This is a genomic window from Plantibacter flavus (genome assembly GCF_002024505.1).
Taxonomy (GTDB): domain Bacteria; phylum Actinomycetota; class Actinomycetes; order Actinomycetales; family Microbacteriaceae; genus Plantibacter; species Plantibacter flavus_A.
This window is the reverse complement of sequence record NZ_CP019402.1, coordinates 4,085,318-4,098,407: the sequence shown is the minus strand read 5'-3', so window position 1 is coordinate 4,098,407 and position 13,090 is coordinate 4,085,318. Positions and strand designations below refer to the sequence as shown.

The 13,090-nt window shown below is 67.6% G+C and carries 13 protein-coding genes; 5 read left to right on the top strand and 8 right to left on the bottom strand.

The annotated features are described in order from the left end of the window. Positions 1-12: 12 nt before the first annotated feature. From BWO91_RS18970 to BWO91_RS18955, 4 genes are all read right to left on the bottom strand, one after another. Positions 13-1,026, bottom strand: coding sequence for a PIN domain-containing protein (locus BWO91_RS18970; RefSeq protein ID WP_153303557.1), 1,014 nt, complete (start codon positions 1,024-1,026; stop codon positions 13-15). Positions 1,027-1,174: 148 nt separating this feature from the next. Then, positions 1,175-1,540: a hypothetical protein gene (locus tag BWO91_RS18965; RefSeq protein WP_079003688.1), complete on the bottom strand. Its 366-nt coding sequence runs from the start codon at positions 1,538-1,540 to the stop codon at positions 1,175-1,177. 659 nt (positions 1,541-2,199) lie between these two features. Beyond that, entirely contained in the window at positions 2,200-2,871 is a 672-nt protein-coding gene (locus BWO91_RS18960; RefSeq protein ID WP_064295664.1) for a CPBP family intramembrane glutamic endopeptidase, read from the bottom strand. A 254-nt stretch (positions 2,872-3,125) separates the two neighbouring features. After that, positions 3,126-3,953: a MerR family transcriptional regulator gene (locus tag BWO91_RS18955; protein ID WP_153303556.1), complete on the bottom strand. Its 828-nt coding sequence runs from the start codon at positions 3,951-3,953 to the stop codon at positions 3,126-3,128. Positions 3,954-3,969: 16 nt separating this feature from the next. On the opposite strand from BWO91_RS18955, the gene BWO91_RS18950 reads away from it, so the two are divergent. Beyond that, positions 3,970-4,215, top strand: coding sequence for a hypothetical protein (locus BWO91_RS18950; protein WP_079003685.1), 246 nt, complete (start codon positions 3,970-3,972; stop codon positions 4,213-4,215). 111 nt (positions 4,216-4,326) lie between these two features. Here BWO91_RS18950 and BWO91_RS18945 read toward each other — a convergent pair whose 3' ends face one another. Both BWO91_RS18945 and BWO91_RS18940 read right to left on the bottom strand, forming a co-directional pair. After that, positions 4,327-4,776 (bottom strand): hypothetical protein, encoded by a 450-nt coding sequence (locus BWO91_RS18945; protein ID WP_079003684.1) that lies wholly within the window; start codon positions 4,774-4,776, stop codon positions 4,327-4,329. Then, entirely contained in the window at positions 4,754-5,251 is a 498-nt protein-coding gene (locus BWO91_RS18940; protein ID WP_079003683.1) for a CGNR zinc finger domain-containing protein, read from the bottom strand. Before BWO91_RS18940 ends, BWO91_RS18945 begins: the two co-directional genes overlap by 23 nt. Positions 5,252-5,336: 85 nt before the next feature. Here BWO91_RS18940 and BWO91_RS18935 point away from each other — a divergent pair, with 85 nt between their 5' ends. Next, entirely contained in the window at positions 5,337-6,209 is an 873-nt protein-coding gene (locus BWO91_RS18935; RefSeq protein WP_079003682.1) for an alpha/beta fold hydrolase, read from the top strand. Between the two features lie 279 nt (positions 6,210-6,488). After that, positions 6,489-6,995 (top strand): hypothetical protein, encoded by a 507-nt coding sequence (locus tag BWO91_RS18930; RefSeq protein WP_153303555.1) that lies wholly within the window; start codon positions 6,489-6,491, stop codon positions 6,993-6,995. Positions 6,996-7,333: 338 nt separating this feature from the next. On the opposite strand, the gene BWO91_RS18925 is transcribed toward BWO91_RS18930, so the two are convergent. Continuing rightward, a complete protein-coding gene (locus BWO91_RS18925) occupies positions 7,334-8,203 on the bottom strand; it encodes a hypothetical protein (protein WP_079003680.1) in 870 nt (289 codons plus the stop codon). Positions 8,204-8,520: 317 nt separating this feature from the next. Here BWO91_RS18925 and BWO91_RS18920 point away from each other — a divergent pair, with 317 nt between their 5' ends. Both BWO91_RS18920 and BWO91_RS18915 read left to right on the top strand, forming a co-directional pair. Further along, positions 8,521-9,408, top strand: a complete 888-nt coding sequence (locus tag BWO91_RS18920; protein WP_079003679.1) for a MerR family transcriptional regulator — start codon at positions 8,521-8,523, stop codon at positions 9,406-9,408. 247 nt (positions 9,409-9,655) lie between these two features. Next, the gene (locus BWO91_RS18915; protein ID WP_079003678.1) at positions 9,656-10,054 is read left to right on the top strand and encodes a hypothetical protein; all 399 of its coding nucleotides are present in this window, start codon (positions 9,656-9,658) and stop codon (positions 10,052-10,054) included. Positions 10,055-10,232: 178 nt separating this feature from the next. Here BWO91_RS18915 and BWO91_RS18910 read toward each other — a convergent pair whose 3' ends face one another. Next, positions 10,233-13,082 carry an FAD-binding and (Fe-S)-binding domain-containing protein gene (locus BWO91_RS18910; protein WP_240555599.1) on the bottom strand — a complete coding sequence of 950 codons (2,850 nt, stop codon included), beginning with the start codon at positions 13,080-13,082 and terminating at the stop codon, positions 10,233-10,235. Between the last annotated feature and the right edge of the window lie 8 nt (positions 13,083-13,090).

Genomic DNA, 13,090 nt, shown 5'->3' with positions numbered 1-13,090 from the left:
GGAGAAGGGGCGTCAGCTGCTCTCGGGGGAAGGTCTTTGGCGTTCGTCCAGACCCCGTACCTCCAGCTCGCTTTGCCGGCTAAGCCCGCTCGTCTCCGACTCGACTTCGCCCCGCCACCGCATACGCAGATCCCATCGCGCTGACATCTGCGTGAAGTCCGTCTCGCCTCCGCGCTCGTCATGGATCACAAGTACCTCGGCGTCCACATCTGCGATGGCGTCTACACCGATCTCGTAGACCGTCGTGCCGTATCTCTTCTTGACTTCGAGCGTGTCGAAGCGAAGGTCTACGCCACCGACGATCTGCACTTGGGCGTAATCCACTCCGGGCGGGCTCCATCGCGTGATGTCCTTGTGCGCAAGGTCGAGCGTGAGCCGATCGATGATCTGCCGAGTGCTCAGATCGAGATCGGACAGATCGAAGTCACCGCTCTCATACTCGCCTGGGAAAGCTAAACTCCCGATCGAACGCAGAACCGTGAGCTCAGCACCCGTTTCTGCATGTAGCTCTTCGGCAAGTATGCTCTTTTGCTTCGTGAACACGCCGTCATCGGATAGAAGTATCAAGTCGAAGAAGGGCGGTTCGCCGACCTGCTCGAGGGCGGTGAGCCATATTAGCGTGTCCCGGTACCCGCCCCCGTCATCGTCGAAGGGCGGCGTCCGATTCACCGCTCGTTCAGTCAGTTCGAGATGGCTGTGTTCGGATGGGTCGACGACCTCAATGCCGACTTCTCGAAGCCGCGCGCGCAAGATCGACTCGTATGCGTTGGCTTCGTCTCGGTAGACGTTCAACAGTTCTTCCGCTGCGCCCTTCGCTCTCTGTGTCGACTTGCGAATGATGGATCGGACCTGCCGCGCCTTCTCGGTGCGCTCACGGCGATATCCGCCGATTGCCTCCAGTAGTGCAACCTCCGGTAGCACAAGGCGTAGCCGGTGTGAAGCAATCTCGTCCTGCGCTACTCGCCACTTGCGCTGGCGAAGTAGGGGGTCGTTGACGATGATGTTGGCGTCGACGATGACCAGCATGCTCCCCCCCTCAGAGCCGCCCACAGGCGGTCGGATCAAATATGACGACTCCCCGAACGAGGAAGCCGCAGACTGTCACGGCCGAGATGATCGGTCATATTCAGATAAGGCTATCTACAGGCTTGGTGCTTCGGCGCCGGGCCTGTTCTTATTCGAACCACGTCTTCACTAGGACAGCGTGAATCGCGCCGTCGCCGCCCGATGTCGTGGCGAGGTCGTCCCACGACTTCGCGATGTCCGGCTCCTTCTCCACGGTCATCGCATCCTGCATCGTGGCCACCCAGTGCTCTGTCAGGACATGGACCTCGACGTAGAACGTGCGAGATGCGCCTGTCGGAAACGACGCGGTGCTGGTATCGAAGCCGACCGCGGCGTGGAATGCTCGCGTGCTGCCCTCGTTCTCCCCCCGAGTGATCTCGACGTGGGTCACATCGACCGACCCAGAACGGATTTCAACGACAACAGGAATGCTGGGCCCGCCGTCGGGGTTCGCGGTCTTGAGGAGCTTCACCATGAAGTCAGCCTAGGCGAGCTCGTCGACGACACGCCCTAAGTGCCGAGCATGATCAACGCGTGCCGTCGATGCGACGGACTGTTCACGTCGAAGCTGAATCCGACGCTCACGGCCATGGCCCAATCATTCGGACATGCCGCGGTGCTCTACGGCCCCGGAATCTCGGTCGGCATCACGAGTACGACGGAGCTACGGTCGGCCTCGACCCGACGCAGATTGCACGGGGGCTCACGCAAAGCGGAGTTGCTGCGCGGCAGAGGCCGGCGTGGTACTTGCGGATGATTCATTCAACGGCGTCTCATCTCTCCACGCGTGGACCTCGCCGCGGAGCGCCACCAGATGGCCCCATCGCGGCCTCAGATCCGCGGAATCACGCGGGCCTGTTCGGAGCGACACTTTGTGCTGGAAACCGCGGCGACACTTTACGTTGGAAACCCGCTCGTTCACTGGCCCCGCGGCGACACTTTGCGTGCGCGTTCACATGTAGCCCTCTGGCTCACTCGGAGTGGCAACCGGCTCTCTCTGCGCCTCCCAGGAAGCGGAAGGCGAGCGGGAGATCATGAGCCCGCGACCGATTCGGCGTGTATCGCCGGTCAGGACGCTCTGGTATTCCACGCCGCGGGAAATCGCGCGATGGTGCCTTCCTATTTGTCTCCGTTTTACAGTCCGAAGCCTTTGGCGATGAGGGCGGCGGAGTTGTACGTGATGTGGACGATCACACTCGTCCAGATCGATCCGGTCCGCCAATAGAGGTAGGTGCTCACGACCGACATGAAGACGGCTGAGAAGAAGACGACGTTGATGCCGTGGGCGAGTGCGAACACCAGGGTCGATCCGATGATCATCACCCATGGCCCCCAACGCTTCAGAAAGCTCGCGAGGACACCGCGGAAGAGGAGCTCCTCGCCGAACGGTTCGATGACTCCGCCCATGGCGAGCGTTCCGAGGAAGAATGCGATGCCTGCGGTCGCGGCGGTGTCGTAGTCCGCTTGCGTGTTGTCGTCAGGGAAGAGCGGATCGAGGACGAAGATCGACAGCAGCGACGCGAGGCCCATCGCGACGAGGCCCAGCAACGCCGCGAGGAGCAACCACCTCGGGGCGACCCGGCGGAACCCGAATGCACTCAGCGATCGCCGACGAGTGAGGACCGCGGCGACGAACGCGAGCACGGGGACGGCGGCAGAGAGTGCGAACTGCGCGACTCCCGATGCTGCGGCTGGGAGCTCGAGCAGGTAGAGGCCAAGCCCGCCGCCGATGTACAGCACGACAGCGGTGATCGCCGCGACGGCGAGTTCGGGCCAGCCGACGCTGCGAGAACGATCTGTCGGCATGGTGTCGGTGTTCACAGAAAAGCCCTCCTGTCGGTGTCGCGCACTTCACGACACGGACAGTCGACAGCCTGCCCTTGGGGCCGAGTCAAGCCTCGCCGATTCGAATGATCACTCGCCCTCTCGGCGAATCGGGTGATCGCTTGAGCGCGGATACAGCCGTCAGGCCACCGAGAATGTGTGGTTCTTCATGGGTGTCATCGGACACTGTGCCCTGACGACAGGGTCAACTCCGTGGCGCCCGTGACGCGGATCGTTCACAGCGTTTCATCGTCCACTGGGTCAGCCTTGCGGACGATATCGTTCGCGCGCGCGAGAGCACGCAGCTGGCCGTGATTGAAGGCATCGACGACCGCGGAGGAGAGTGCCTCCTGCGCGAGATTCCCCTTCGTCCGCTGAGCCGATCGCAGATCGGAAGCCCACGGGAACCGTTCGCGGTGGGCCGCCATCGACACCGCGAGGAGCTGTGCGACATCATCGATGGCCCTGTCGTCCGATTCGTCGGTGAGGGATTCGAACGGTTCGCTCGCCTCATCCGGCTCGTTCAGGAGATCGCTCGTGTCGTGGAGCGCCGGTTCGTTCAGAACGCGGGAGTACACGGTGAGCAGCCCGCGGTACTTCTCCGGGAGGCCGTCGGCGGAGTGCGCGAACGGTGTGGGCGTGTCGAGAGGCGCGCGGTATCGCAGGAGGAGGGCGAGTTCCGCGCGCACGCGCTGCAGTCGTTCGATGCTCGCCTCGAGTTCGGCATCGAGGACGGCGATGGAGGCGTCCGTGTCGAGCGTGCTCGTGGCCAGCGCGCGGATCTGCGCGAGGGAGATGCCGAGATCGCTCATCCTCTTGACCTGCAGGAGTCGCACCAGGTGGGAGGTCTGATACTGCTTGTAGCCATTGCGCGCGCGCTCCGGCTCATCGAGGAGCCCGACCTGATGGTAGTGCCGGACCGTTTTCACCGTCGTGCCGGCGAGGTCGGCCAGCTGTTGCGTGCTCCACGCCATACGTTTCTCCCCGTCTTCGATCTCAATACCAGCAGATGCCCCAGGGGCAGAGTCAAGCGAACGGATGACTTGACTCGGCCCCAAGGGCACGGTGTCCTCTCATTCCATGAAGAAATTGAGTGCCGCCCTCGCCGTCCTCGCGGGTCTCGGAATCCTGATCGCCGTCTCCTTCACTCTGCACAACAGCAACCCGAACGTGCTGCGGTTCCTCCCCGACCCGATCACGAACTTCATGACGGACCACGGTTGGGTGTCCTGGATCGGGACCGCGGTGGGCGCGATCGCGATTCTGTCTCGGCTGTATGTCGCAGGTCGAGTCGAGAAGGCGCAATCGCGTCGTTCCGCTCAGTAGCGTGCTTGCCCCGCTCGGCAGAGGAACCCCAGTGAGATCGAGACGACGATTGAGCGCACGCACCGCATGCGAGCTCCGGCCCCACTCGTCCCGGTCCGCGCGCCGCTGCGGTCAGCGGCGCGACGACCGCCGTGCGGTCGTCGACGTGGCACGACGGTCGGCTCGTCGCCTGCGGTCGGCGCGGATCGCGACCGCGGTCAGCAGAACCATGATCCCGACGGCGCCGAACAGCCATCCGCCGACCGCTCCGGCGTCGAGTTGGCGATCGTCGTCAGCGCCCACGGCTCCGCGATAGAGGGCGACCGCGGTGACGATGACGAGCAGGGTGATGGAGAACGTCTCCGCGGTCGGAGCGAACGCCCGTCGAGTCGGCACGGGGAGCAGCGCCACCGTGACGCCAGCCAGCAAGGCGACCACCGTGGCCGGCCCGGCGACCGCCACCGCCGTCATCGCGTCGAGGTACTGGTTCCGGCGGCCCGGGGGTCCCATCATCGCCGCCGAGACCAACGTCGAGGCGAGGAAGCGTGTGCCGGGCCGCTCAGCTCTGAGCGCGGCGCGCATGCGTGCGCGCCTTCATCCGGTTGCCGCAGACCGCCATCGAACACCACTTCGCGGTGCCAGGTCGACTGTGGTCGACGAGGAACTGCGTGCACTCGTGGTTCGCGCAGGCGCGGAGGCGCCCGGGGAACTCCGTGATCACGCTCGACCACGCCAGCACGACCCCCGCCACCAAGCGATCGTCGTCAGGGACCTGAAGCTCCCAGACCACGCCATCCGGGGTGATACGCGGCGTGCGCACGGCATCGTCGAGGATGCCCGCGAGGTCTCTGATCGCTCCTCCGTCATCGCCGCGGACCATGGTCTGCAGTGCCTGCCTCGCACGACGAAGGCGCGTCAACTCGTCCGCGGATCCCGTGCCGCCCCAGCTGCGCGCCAGGTCTCGCCCGGCCACCCCCTCGAGCTGATCGGTCGGGGTGCCCTCGACGACCGGCGCACTGTTCAACAGGCCCAGCAGCAGCTCCTCGTCGCGAAGCATCGTTCTCCGTTCTGTCGCGCCGACCGGCGCCCTGGATCCATGCTACCGTCTGGCTAACCAGTAAAACAATCTTAAGGGGTTAGCAATGGTCATCGTCCACCACCGCACCGTCTCGATCGACGGGCTCGACGTCTTCTACCGTGAGGCCGGCCCTGCCGACGCTCCCGTGCTCCTGCTCCTCCACGGGTACCCGAGCAGCTCCCACATGTTCCGGCACCTCATCCCGGCGCTTGCCGGCCAGTACCGCGTCATCGCTCCAGACCACATCGGCTTCGGTCGCTCCTCCGCCCCCTCGGTCGACGAGTTCGAATACACCTTCGCGGCCCTCGCAGAGGTGACCGGCCGGTTCCTCTCGACCATCGGCGTGACGCAGTACACGATCTACGTCCAGGACTACGGCGCCCCGGTCGGCTGGCGACTGGCCCTCAACGACCCCACTGCCGTCGTCGGAGTCATCTCCCAGAACGGCAACGCCTACGAAGAAGGCTTCGTACCGAGCTTCTGGGACCCGATCTGGGCCGACGGCGCCGAACGGACCACCGAGACGCGCGACGCGCTCCGTCCGGCCCTCGGGCGGGAGGCCGTCGAGTGGCAGTACAACCACGGCGTGCCGGACCCGACGACCGTCGACCCCGACGCCTGGGAGCACGACCTCGCGCTCCTCGCCCGACCGGGTCAGGACGACGTGCAGCTGGCACTCTTCCGCGACTACACCACCAACCGGGACCTCTACCCCGCGGTGCACGACTGGCTCCGCACCTCACAGGTGCCGGTGCTCGCGATCTGGGGGCGGAACGACGAGATCTTCGCAGCCGCCGGCGCCACGGCGTTCACCCGCGACGTCCCCGATGCTCGCGTCGAACTCGTCGACGGCGGACACTTCCTCCTCGAATCCGACCTCGACCACGTCGCTACCACCATCACGGACTGGCTCCGGACGACCGAGCGAAGCGCCTAGCTCGGCGGATCGGTCCCTTCACCCGGACTGCGCTCAGCGGCGGCGCCTTCCGGGCCGGCCAGCTCGGAAACCTCCCCGCCGACGACTGGCCCGTGCGCCGGACTCGTCCAGCGCCTGCAGGACCTCGCCGGCCTGCCAGTAGCGGTTCCGTCCGCCTGCGCTGGACTGGACGAGGATCCCGGCGTCGACGAGCTTCTGCACCGAGGTGTCCGCCGTCGAGAAGTGCAGCCCCGGGATCGATGCTGCGCGATTGTCATCGTCGCGGGTAGGTTCGTTTGCATGGCTCAGACGCTGAACGTCCACGGTTTCAGGAAGCTGGTCGATGAGCCGCTCGCCACCTGGCCGGGTGCGTTGGTCGTCCTCCTGTCGGTACTGGGCGTCGGCTTTATAGCGTCGGCAGCGTTCATCGGCCCGCTGGACGACTACTCGGAGAAGGAGCTGGCGCAGGTACTGCCGATCTTCACGACCTCCATAGGGGCGTTCGTCCTGTCTGCCGGGGTCATCGTCCAGCAGTACACGGGAGCCGTGCAGCTGCGGATCGACTCGGTCTCCCGCGCGGTGGAACGTCTGTCCGAGCCGACGACTCCTGCGCCGGCCACACCTGCAGACGAGGTGATGCTTCGGCGCTTCACTGCAGAGATGGCGGGACACGTCGAGACCGTCACGCGGCTGCGGAAACGCCTCGGGCTGACCAGGAGAATCAGCGCGGGCCTTGTCTGGGGCGCCGCCGTGATACTCGGTACCGGCGCAGCCCTGAGCTGTTGGGCCCTCCCGGCTCTCAGCTGAGGTCGGATCTCGAAGTCATGCTCCTCGCCCCCCCCCGGACCTGGGCGAGCGTGGCTTCAGCGGTCGTGTTCGCGATGTCGCTGCCGTGCCGGAGCGTCGAAGACGCCCGGTACCGACCGAGCTGTACCCCGCGATCGTGCAGAGCCTCCTCCTGCTCGCCACGGCTATCGGCATCATCAGTGTCATTCGCGAGGACCGGCGGAACGCGCGGGTGAACGCTGCATGAACGGCGACGAGGCATCCGTGCATCGCCGAACGGAGCGCTGCTGACCGGATGAGAGGATCCTCGCCCGGAGGACTGTCGTGCGTCGCCGTCGGGCGGGGGCTCACGCTTCATCTCAGCCTGTGTCGCCCCGCCAGACCGCGGCAGGATTCTTGCGTCGGAGGCGCCGTGCGTCGCGAGCCCGGAGCATCTTCTCCCCCTCCAAGACCTCGAGCGTCACACCGTAGGAGCGATCCGCTGCACGCCGCTCGGCTGGCGTGAGCGTGCTGGGGAGCGCAGCCCACCACTGCCGAAGTGGATCGACGTCTCCCGGGCTCCTGCCCCACTCGTCCTTCGCCGCCGTGATCGGATCAGCGAGCGCGACGCGATCCCGGCGGCGAGCGACCACCGCCAGCGCAGCGATTCCGGCCACAGCTGTGCCGAGGAGCACGAGGCCCGTCATCGCCCGGGCGGGCTCGTACCGATCGACCTCATCCCAGTTGCCCACCACGTAGGCGAAGACCACTGTCCACACGACGCCGACCACCACGTACAGCCGCGCCGCGCCGCGCGTGTGTGCGCCGAGCAGGAACGACGTGAGTCTTCCCCGTTCGAGGAGGCCGAAGATCACCGCTGAGACGATCGCGCACAGCCCCACCCACATCGCGGCTTCGTCGACACCGAGAGCCGGCCGGCCGTTCCGAGGAGACGGCAGGACAAGGCCCGCCGCGAGCAGCCCGAGCAGGAGCGCGACCACCGTCGCCGCGTCGCGAGCGCCCCAGCGGGTGCGGGACGCTCTTCGTCCGTCGACACCGCTGTCCCGAGCAAGACGCGCCTGTGCGCTACGCAGCCGCGGCACTGCCGCCAGTACCGCCGCGCGGGAGGCCTCGACCACGGCGTCGGGACGCTGCCGACCTCGCAGCTCGGAGAGACGGGTCGTCAGCTCGGCACGCGCGTCGGCGTCAAGATCACCCGGGTCACTGTTCCGCAGGACGCGATCGGTCATATCGCCAGCGTAACCACGGCGCCCCAGGGTGCAGCCCTGTGCCGAGCGTGCGCCTTCGGCTCGTTCGTCACGCCTTGGCGAGCGGAATGCGCGCTCTCGACGGACGTTCGACGCGAGTGGCGGGCGATGTGGTCCTGGGAGCGGTTCAGGCTCGTTGCTCTGGTCATGGTCGGCTTCATCCTGTTCGTGCACTCGAACGTAGGAGAACCACAACTGAGGCACATCCGTCTCCCGGGGACGGCCGTGGGTCGACTTGCACCTGCCGTAGCGTCATGTGGTGCAGTGGACGTATTCCGCCCACCGAGGAAGGCCCCCACATGTTCTCGACTTTCACCCCGCCGCGCCAGGTCACCATCGGAGGCGCCGCCGCGTTCGTCGGCATCACCCCACGGGCGATCCGTCACTACCACCAGATCGGTCTGCTCCCTGAGCCCGAGCGGGGGAGCGACGGTCGCCGCCGCTACGGCTACGACGAGATGATCCGGCTGCTCTGGATCCGTCGGATGGCGGACGCCGGCATCGCCCTCGACGACATCCGCGACGCCTTTGCGGAAGGCATCACCGATACCGACGATGATGTCGCGCGGATCCTGGACCGCCTGGAGGGTTCCCTCGTCGCTCGGCAGGCGGAACTCGAGCAGCAGCGGACCGCCGTGCAGCGCATGCGTGCGCAGGGCAGCAGATTGGGGCTGCTCTCCGACGTCGTGAGCGACCGCCTCACGGACCTGCCCGCGAGCGCCCTGCGGCAGGACGACCTGGACACCCTGCTCGTGACCGAACGGATCTTCGGTGGGCTCGGCGCCTCCGTCCAGGCGTCGCGGTTCATCGCCTTGGCCACCCACCCGGAGCTGCGGGAGGAGTCCGACCGGGTCGACGCCGCCGAGGAAGCACTCGACGACACGGTCGCGGTCGACGACCCCCGCGTCGCGGAAGTCGCCGCCGAACGGCATGCCTTCGAGGTGGCCCTCCGCACGGTCATCGAGGACTCCGGCCTGGCGCAGGCCGACGACGACCGCTTCGACGCGTGGGACGAGTCGCACCCCCTTCCCGACGACGAGGACGGCGCAGGCTCGACCTGCGGCTCGACGAGCCTCACCGAGGCCGTCCGGATGATGCCTTACGACTTCTCCCGCGCACGCCTGCGGTGCATGGAACTCGTCCTCGAACTCGATGCGCTCGACCTCACGCCACGGGCCGAACACTGAGCCGTCGACCGCGATCGTCCGTGTCGGGACTGGTCGTCACCGGCCTAAAGGTTCTTCACATGGTTGTCGATGGTGCGGCCTCCGATCCAGCTATCGGTCCCGTGGCCACAATCGGGCCGGGCTGGCGCGCGGATCGTCGAAGTGGGACGCGCGCCCGCGAGTAACACGCCTTCGTCCTTGACTTCAAGCGACGACGGGTGGGTACGGTGTCGGCTTCGGAAACAAACGAGACAAAGGAGTATCTCTGATGCGTACGAAGTTCTCTCGGATCCTGATCACCGCGGTCGCAGCGATGGGGCTGACCGTCGGCGCGGCGGGCGCCGCGAACGCCGAACCCGCCGGGCAGTACGAATACGTCTGCGTCGGCACCGACGGGTCGTCCTACAGCATGACCAAGGGCGCGGCGCTGAGCACCTGCAAGGGCTCGTACCTGCAGAAGTACATCAACGGCAAGCAGATCGAGACCATCGCGCTGACCGGGCACGGCACCGTCGCCGATCCGAACGCCATCAACATGGACTGCCTGGTCGCCGTCGTCGGCACCGGCGCGTCCGCGTACGGCATCGTCCAGACGGCCGGCACCGGCGTCGTCGCCTACGTGGGCCTGGCTGCCTCCGTCTACGGACTGAAGTCCTGCGTCGCATAGTCACTCGACGCGTGACGGAGGGGCCCGGGACACGTCCCGGGCCCCTCCGTCCGTCCACCGGCCGAGCGCGAGCGGCGTGACTCGATCCCTGTCGCCATGCGGCTATCGAGGACGAGCAGCGGCCTGCGGGCAAGGTGGCCGCGCCCACCGCCGAGGGCTCGGTCAGCGACTCAGCCCGTCATCGCAGGCTTGCCCCACCCACCGCGCTGGACGACGCGGCGTCGAGCAGCTCGAGCACGTGGCGGTAGTCCTCGCCCGTGGCACGGGTCATACCAAGCTCGCAGGTGCGGTTGCAGGACGCGTGCGCGTCGGCACCGAGGGCGGCGACCTCGGCGGCCTCGGCTTTCGTCGCGGCCGCCGTCAGCTCGGGGTGCAGCATGCCGCGGTCGCCGGCGAAGGCGCAGCAGCCCCAGTCGTCCGGGACGTGCACGCGCTCGGCCACGGCTTCGCCGATCCGCACGAGATCCGGGTCGAGGCCCATCTGCCGTGAGGAGCAGGTCGGGTGCAGGACGAGTTGCTCGATCTGCGCTGAGACGTCGACCCGAGGCAGGATCTCCCGGGCGGCGAAGGCCACCGCGTCCTCGACGACCACGCCGCTCTCGCTGAGGAGCTTCGCGAAGCCCTCGGTGCAGCTCGACGCGTCGCTGACGACCACCAGGCCGCTGTCGGCCACGGCCGCTCGAATGCGTTCGACCGTGCGCTGCTCGTTCACCGCAGCGCCGGACGCGAAGCCCTTCGACGACCACGGGGTGCCGCAACAGATCGACTCGACGCCGTCGGGCACGATCATGCTCAGGCCCGCCCGTTCGAGCAGTCGGGTGAAAGCGCCCATGACGCCGTCCCCGCCGTCCGCCGCGCCGAACATGCTGTTCACGCACGCCGGAACGTAGATGCCGACGGTCGGGCCGTCAGCGGCACCCACCGTCCGACCGAGTGCCTTCCGCGAGCGTCCGCCGCCCGGCAGATCTCCTGAGTACTTCGGCACGGTGTCGGTACCGAGCACGGCCCTGGCCACGTCGGTCACCGCACCGACCACCGGAGCCGGCAGGAGCTTCGCGCCGGAGAGTGCGACCGAACCGATCCGCGTGACCGGCCCCCAACCGGTGGCGGCCGCCTTCCACCCCGCGGCGGCGACCGGAGCCGCCTCCGTTCGCCGGATGCGCTTGACCAGCGCGCCCGTGTTGATCTGGACCGGGCACGCGGTCTGGCACATCCCGTCGACGGCACAGGTCTGCACGCCGGCGTAGTCGTAGTCGTCTGCCAACTCCTCTGCGAGGGCGATGTCCCCGCGAGCGCGAGCGGACTCCTCGGCACGGCGGACGACGATGCGCTGCCGCGGCGTCAGCGTCAGGTCGCGACTCGGGCAGACGGGTTCGCAGTACCCGCACTCCACGCAGCGATCGACCTCCTCCTCGACCGTCGGCTGGAGCTTGATCCCCTGGAGGTGCGCTTCGGGATCCTCGTCGATCAGCACGCCGGGGTTCATCACCCCGGCCGGGTCGACCAACCGCTTCAGCTCGAGCATCACCCCGTACAGCTCGTCGCCGTACTGCCGGCGGACGTACGGTGCCATGGCGCGACCCGTGCCGTGCTCGGCCTTCAGGTTGCCGCCCGCCGCGAGGACGAGGTCGACCATCTGTTCCGTGAAGCCGTTGAACCGGCCGAGCGCGGCGTCGCCCTCGAACCGGTCGGTCAGCATGAAGTGGATGTTGCCGTCCTTCGCGTGGCCGAAGATGACCGAGTCGCGATAGGCGTGCTGCACGAAGAGCTCCTGCAGGCTCGCGCAGGTGTCTGCGAGGGCCGCGGTCGGGACGACGATGTCCTCGAGGAGGGCCGTGGTGCCGGAGGGGCGCGCTCCCGCGACCGAGGCGTAGAGACCCTTGCGGAGCGCCCAGGCGCGCGACCGCTGGGACGCGTCGCTCGAGAACACCACCGGCGCGTGCACGTCCAGACCGTTCAGGAGCACGCCGCCCGCCGTCGCGCGGTCCCGGAGCTCGACGGCGTCCTCGGAGCGGTACTCGACGAGGAGTGCCGCGTGATCCTGCGGCGTGAACCCTTGGATCTCCGCCGGGCTGCCGGGGAGCCGCTGCCCGACCGTCAGGGAGGTGGCGTCCATGAGCTCGAGCGTGGCGGCTCCGGACGCGACCAACTCGGGCAGCGCACGCGTCGCCGCGTCGAGGGAGGGGAACACGGCCAGTGCCGTCGACACCAGGGGGAGGACGGGGACGGTGCGGAAGGTCGCCTCGGCGACGAACGCCAGCGTGCCCTCCGAGCCGATGATGAGGTGCTGCAGGACGTCCACGGGCGACTCGAAGTCGAGGAACGCGTTGATCCCGTACCCCATGGTGTTCTTCAGGGAGAACTGGCGCTCGATGGACGCGACGGAGGCCGGGGCCGATCGCACGCGGCGCTGCAGGCGCTCGATGCCCTCGGCGAGCTCCGGTTCCGCTTCGTGGAGCTGCCGGTCGGCCGTCGGGTCGGCCGTGTCGATCGTGGTGCCGGACGGGAGGACGAACACCATCGACTCCAGCGTCCGATAGGTGTTCTCGTCGATCCCGCAGGCCATACCGCTGGAGTTGTTCGCGATCACACCGCCGATCGTGCACGCCACCTCGCTCGCCGGGTCCGGGCCGAGCCGGTAGCCGAGTCGGGTGAGTCGCGCGTTGACCTGCGCCACCGTCGCCCCTGGCTGCACCCGCACGCGCTTACCGTCGTCGAGCACCTCGATGGTCTTGAACCGCTGCCTGGTGTCGAGGATGATGCCGGAACCGGACGCCTGGCCGGACAGGCTCGTGCCACCCGACCGGAACGTGACGGGTGCGGCGGACCGCGTCGCCGCCCGGAGGATCGCTGCGACCTCGGCAGCGCTCTCCGCGATGACGACCGCCTCGGGCGTCAGCAGGTAGTGCGATGCATCCCCGGCGTAGGCAGCCAGGTCGATCGCTCGGGTGCGGATCCGGGAGGGATCGCCCACGGCTCCGCCGATGGCTTCGGTGATGCGGGATGGGGCGGTGGTCGGGTGTGCCACGAGGCTTC

Coding starts and splice junctions, on each gene's coding strand:
- BWO91_RS18970 (WP_153303557.1), bottom strand. CDS start 1,026: ATGCTGGTCATCGTCGACGCCAACATCATCGTCAACGACCCCCTACTT.
- BWO91_RS18965 (WP_079003688.1), bottom strand. CDS start 1,540: ATGGTGAAGCTCCTCAAGACCGCGAACCCCGACGGCGGGCCCAGCATT.
- BWO91_RS18960 (WP_064295664.1), bottom strand. CDS start 2,871: ATGCCGACAGATCGTTCTCGCAGCGTCGGCTGGCCCGAACTCGCCGTC.
- BWO91_RS18950 (WP_079003685.1), top strand. CDS start 3,970: ATGAAGAAATTGAGTGCCGCCCTCGCCGTCCTCGCGGGTCTCGGAATC.
- BWO91_RS18945 (WP_079003684.1), bottom strand. CDS start 4,776: ATGCGCGCCGCGCTCAGAGCTGAGCGGCCCGGCACACGCTTCCTCGCC.
- BWO91_RS18940 (WP_079003683.1), bottom strand. CDS start 5,251: ATGCTTCGCGACGAGGAGCTGCTGCTGGGCCTGTTGAACAGTGCGCCG.
- BWO91_RS18935 (WP_079003682.1), top strand. CDS start 5,337: ATGGTCATCGTCCACCACCGCACCGTCTCGATCGACGGGCTCGACGTC.
- BWO91_RS18930 (WP_153303555.1), top strand. CDS start 6,489: ATGGCTCAGACGCTGAACGTCCACGGTTTCAGGAAGCTGGTCGATGAG.
- BWO91_RS18925 (WP_079003680.1), bottom strand. CDS start 8,203: ATGACCGATCGCGTCCTGCGGAACAGTGACCCGGGTGATCTTGACGCC.
- BWO91_RS18920 (WP_079003679.1), top strand. CDS start 8,521: ATGTTCTCGACTTTCACCCCGCCGCGCCAGGTCACCATCGGAGGCGCC.
- BWO91_RS18915 (WP_079003678.1), top strand. CDS start 9,656: ATGCGTACGAAGTTCTCTCGGATCCTGATCACCGCGGTCGCAGCGATG.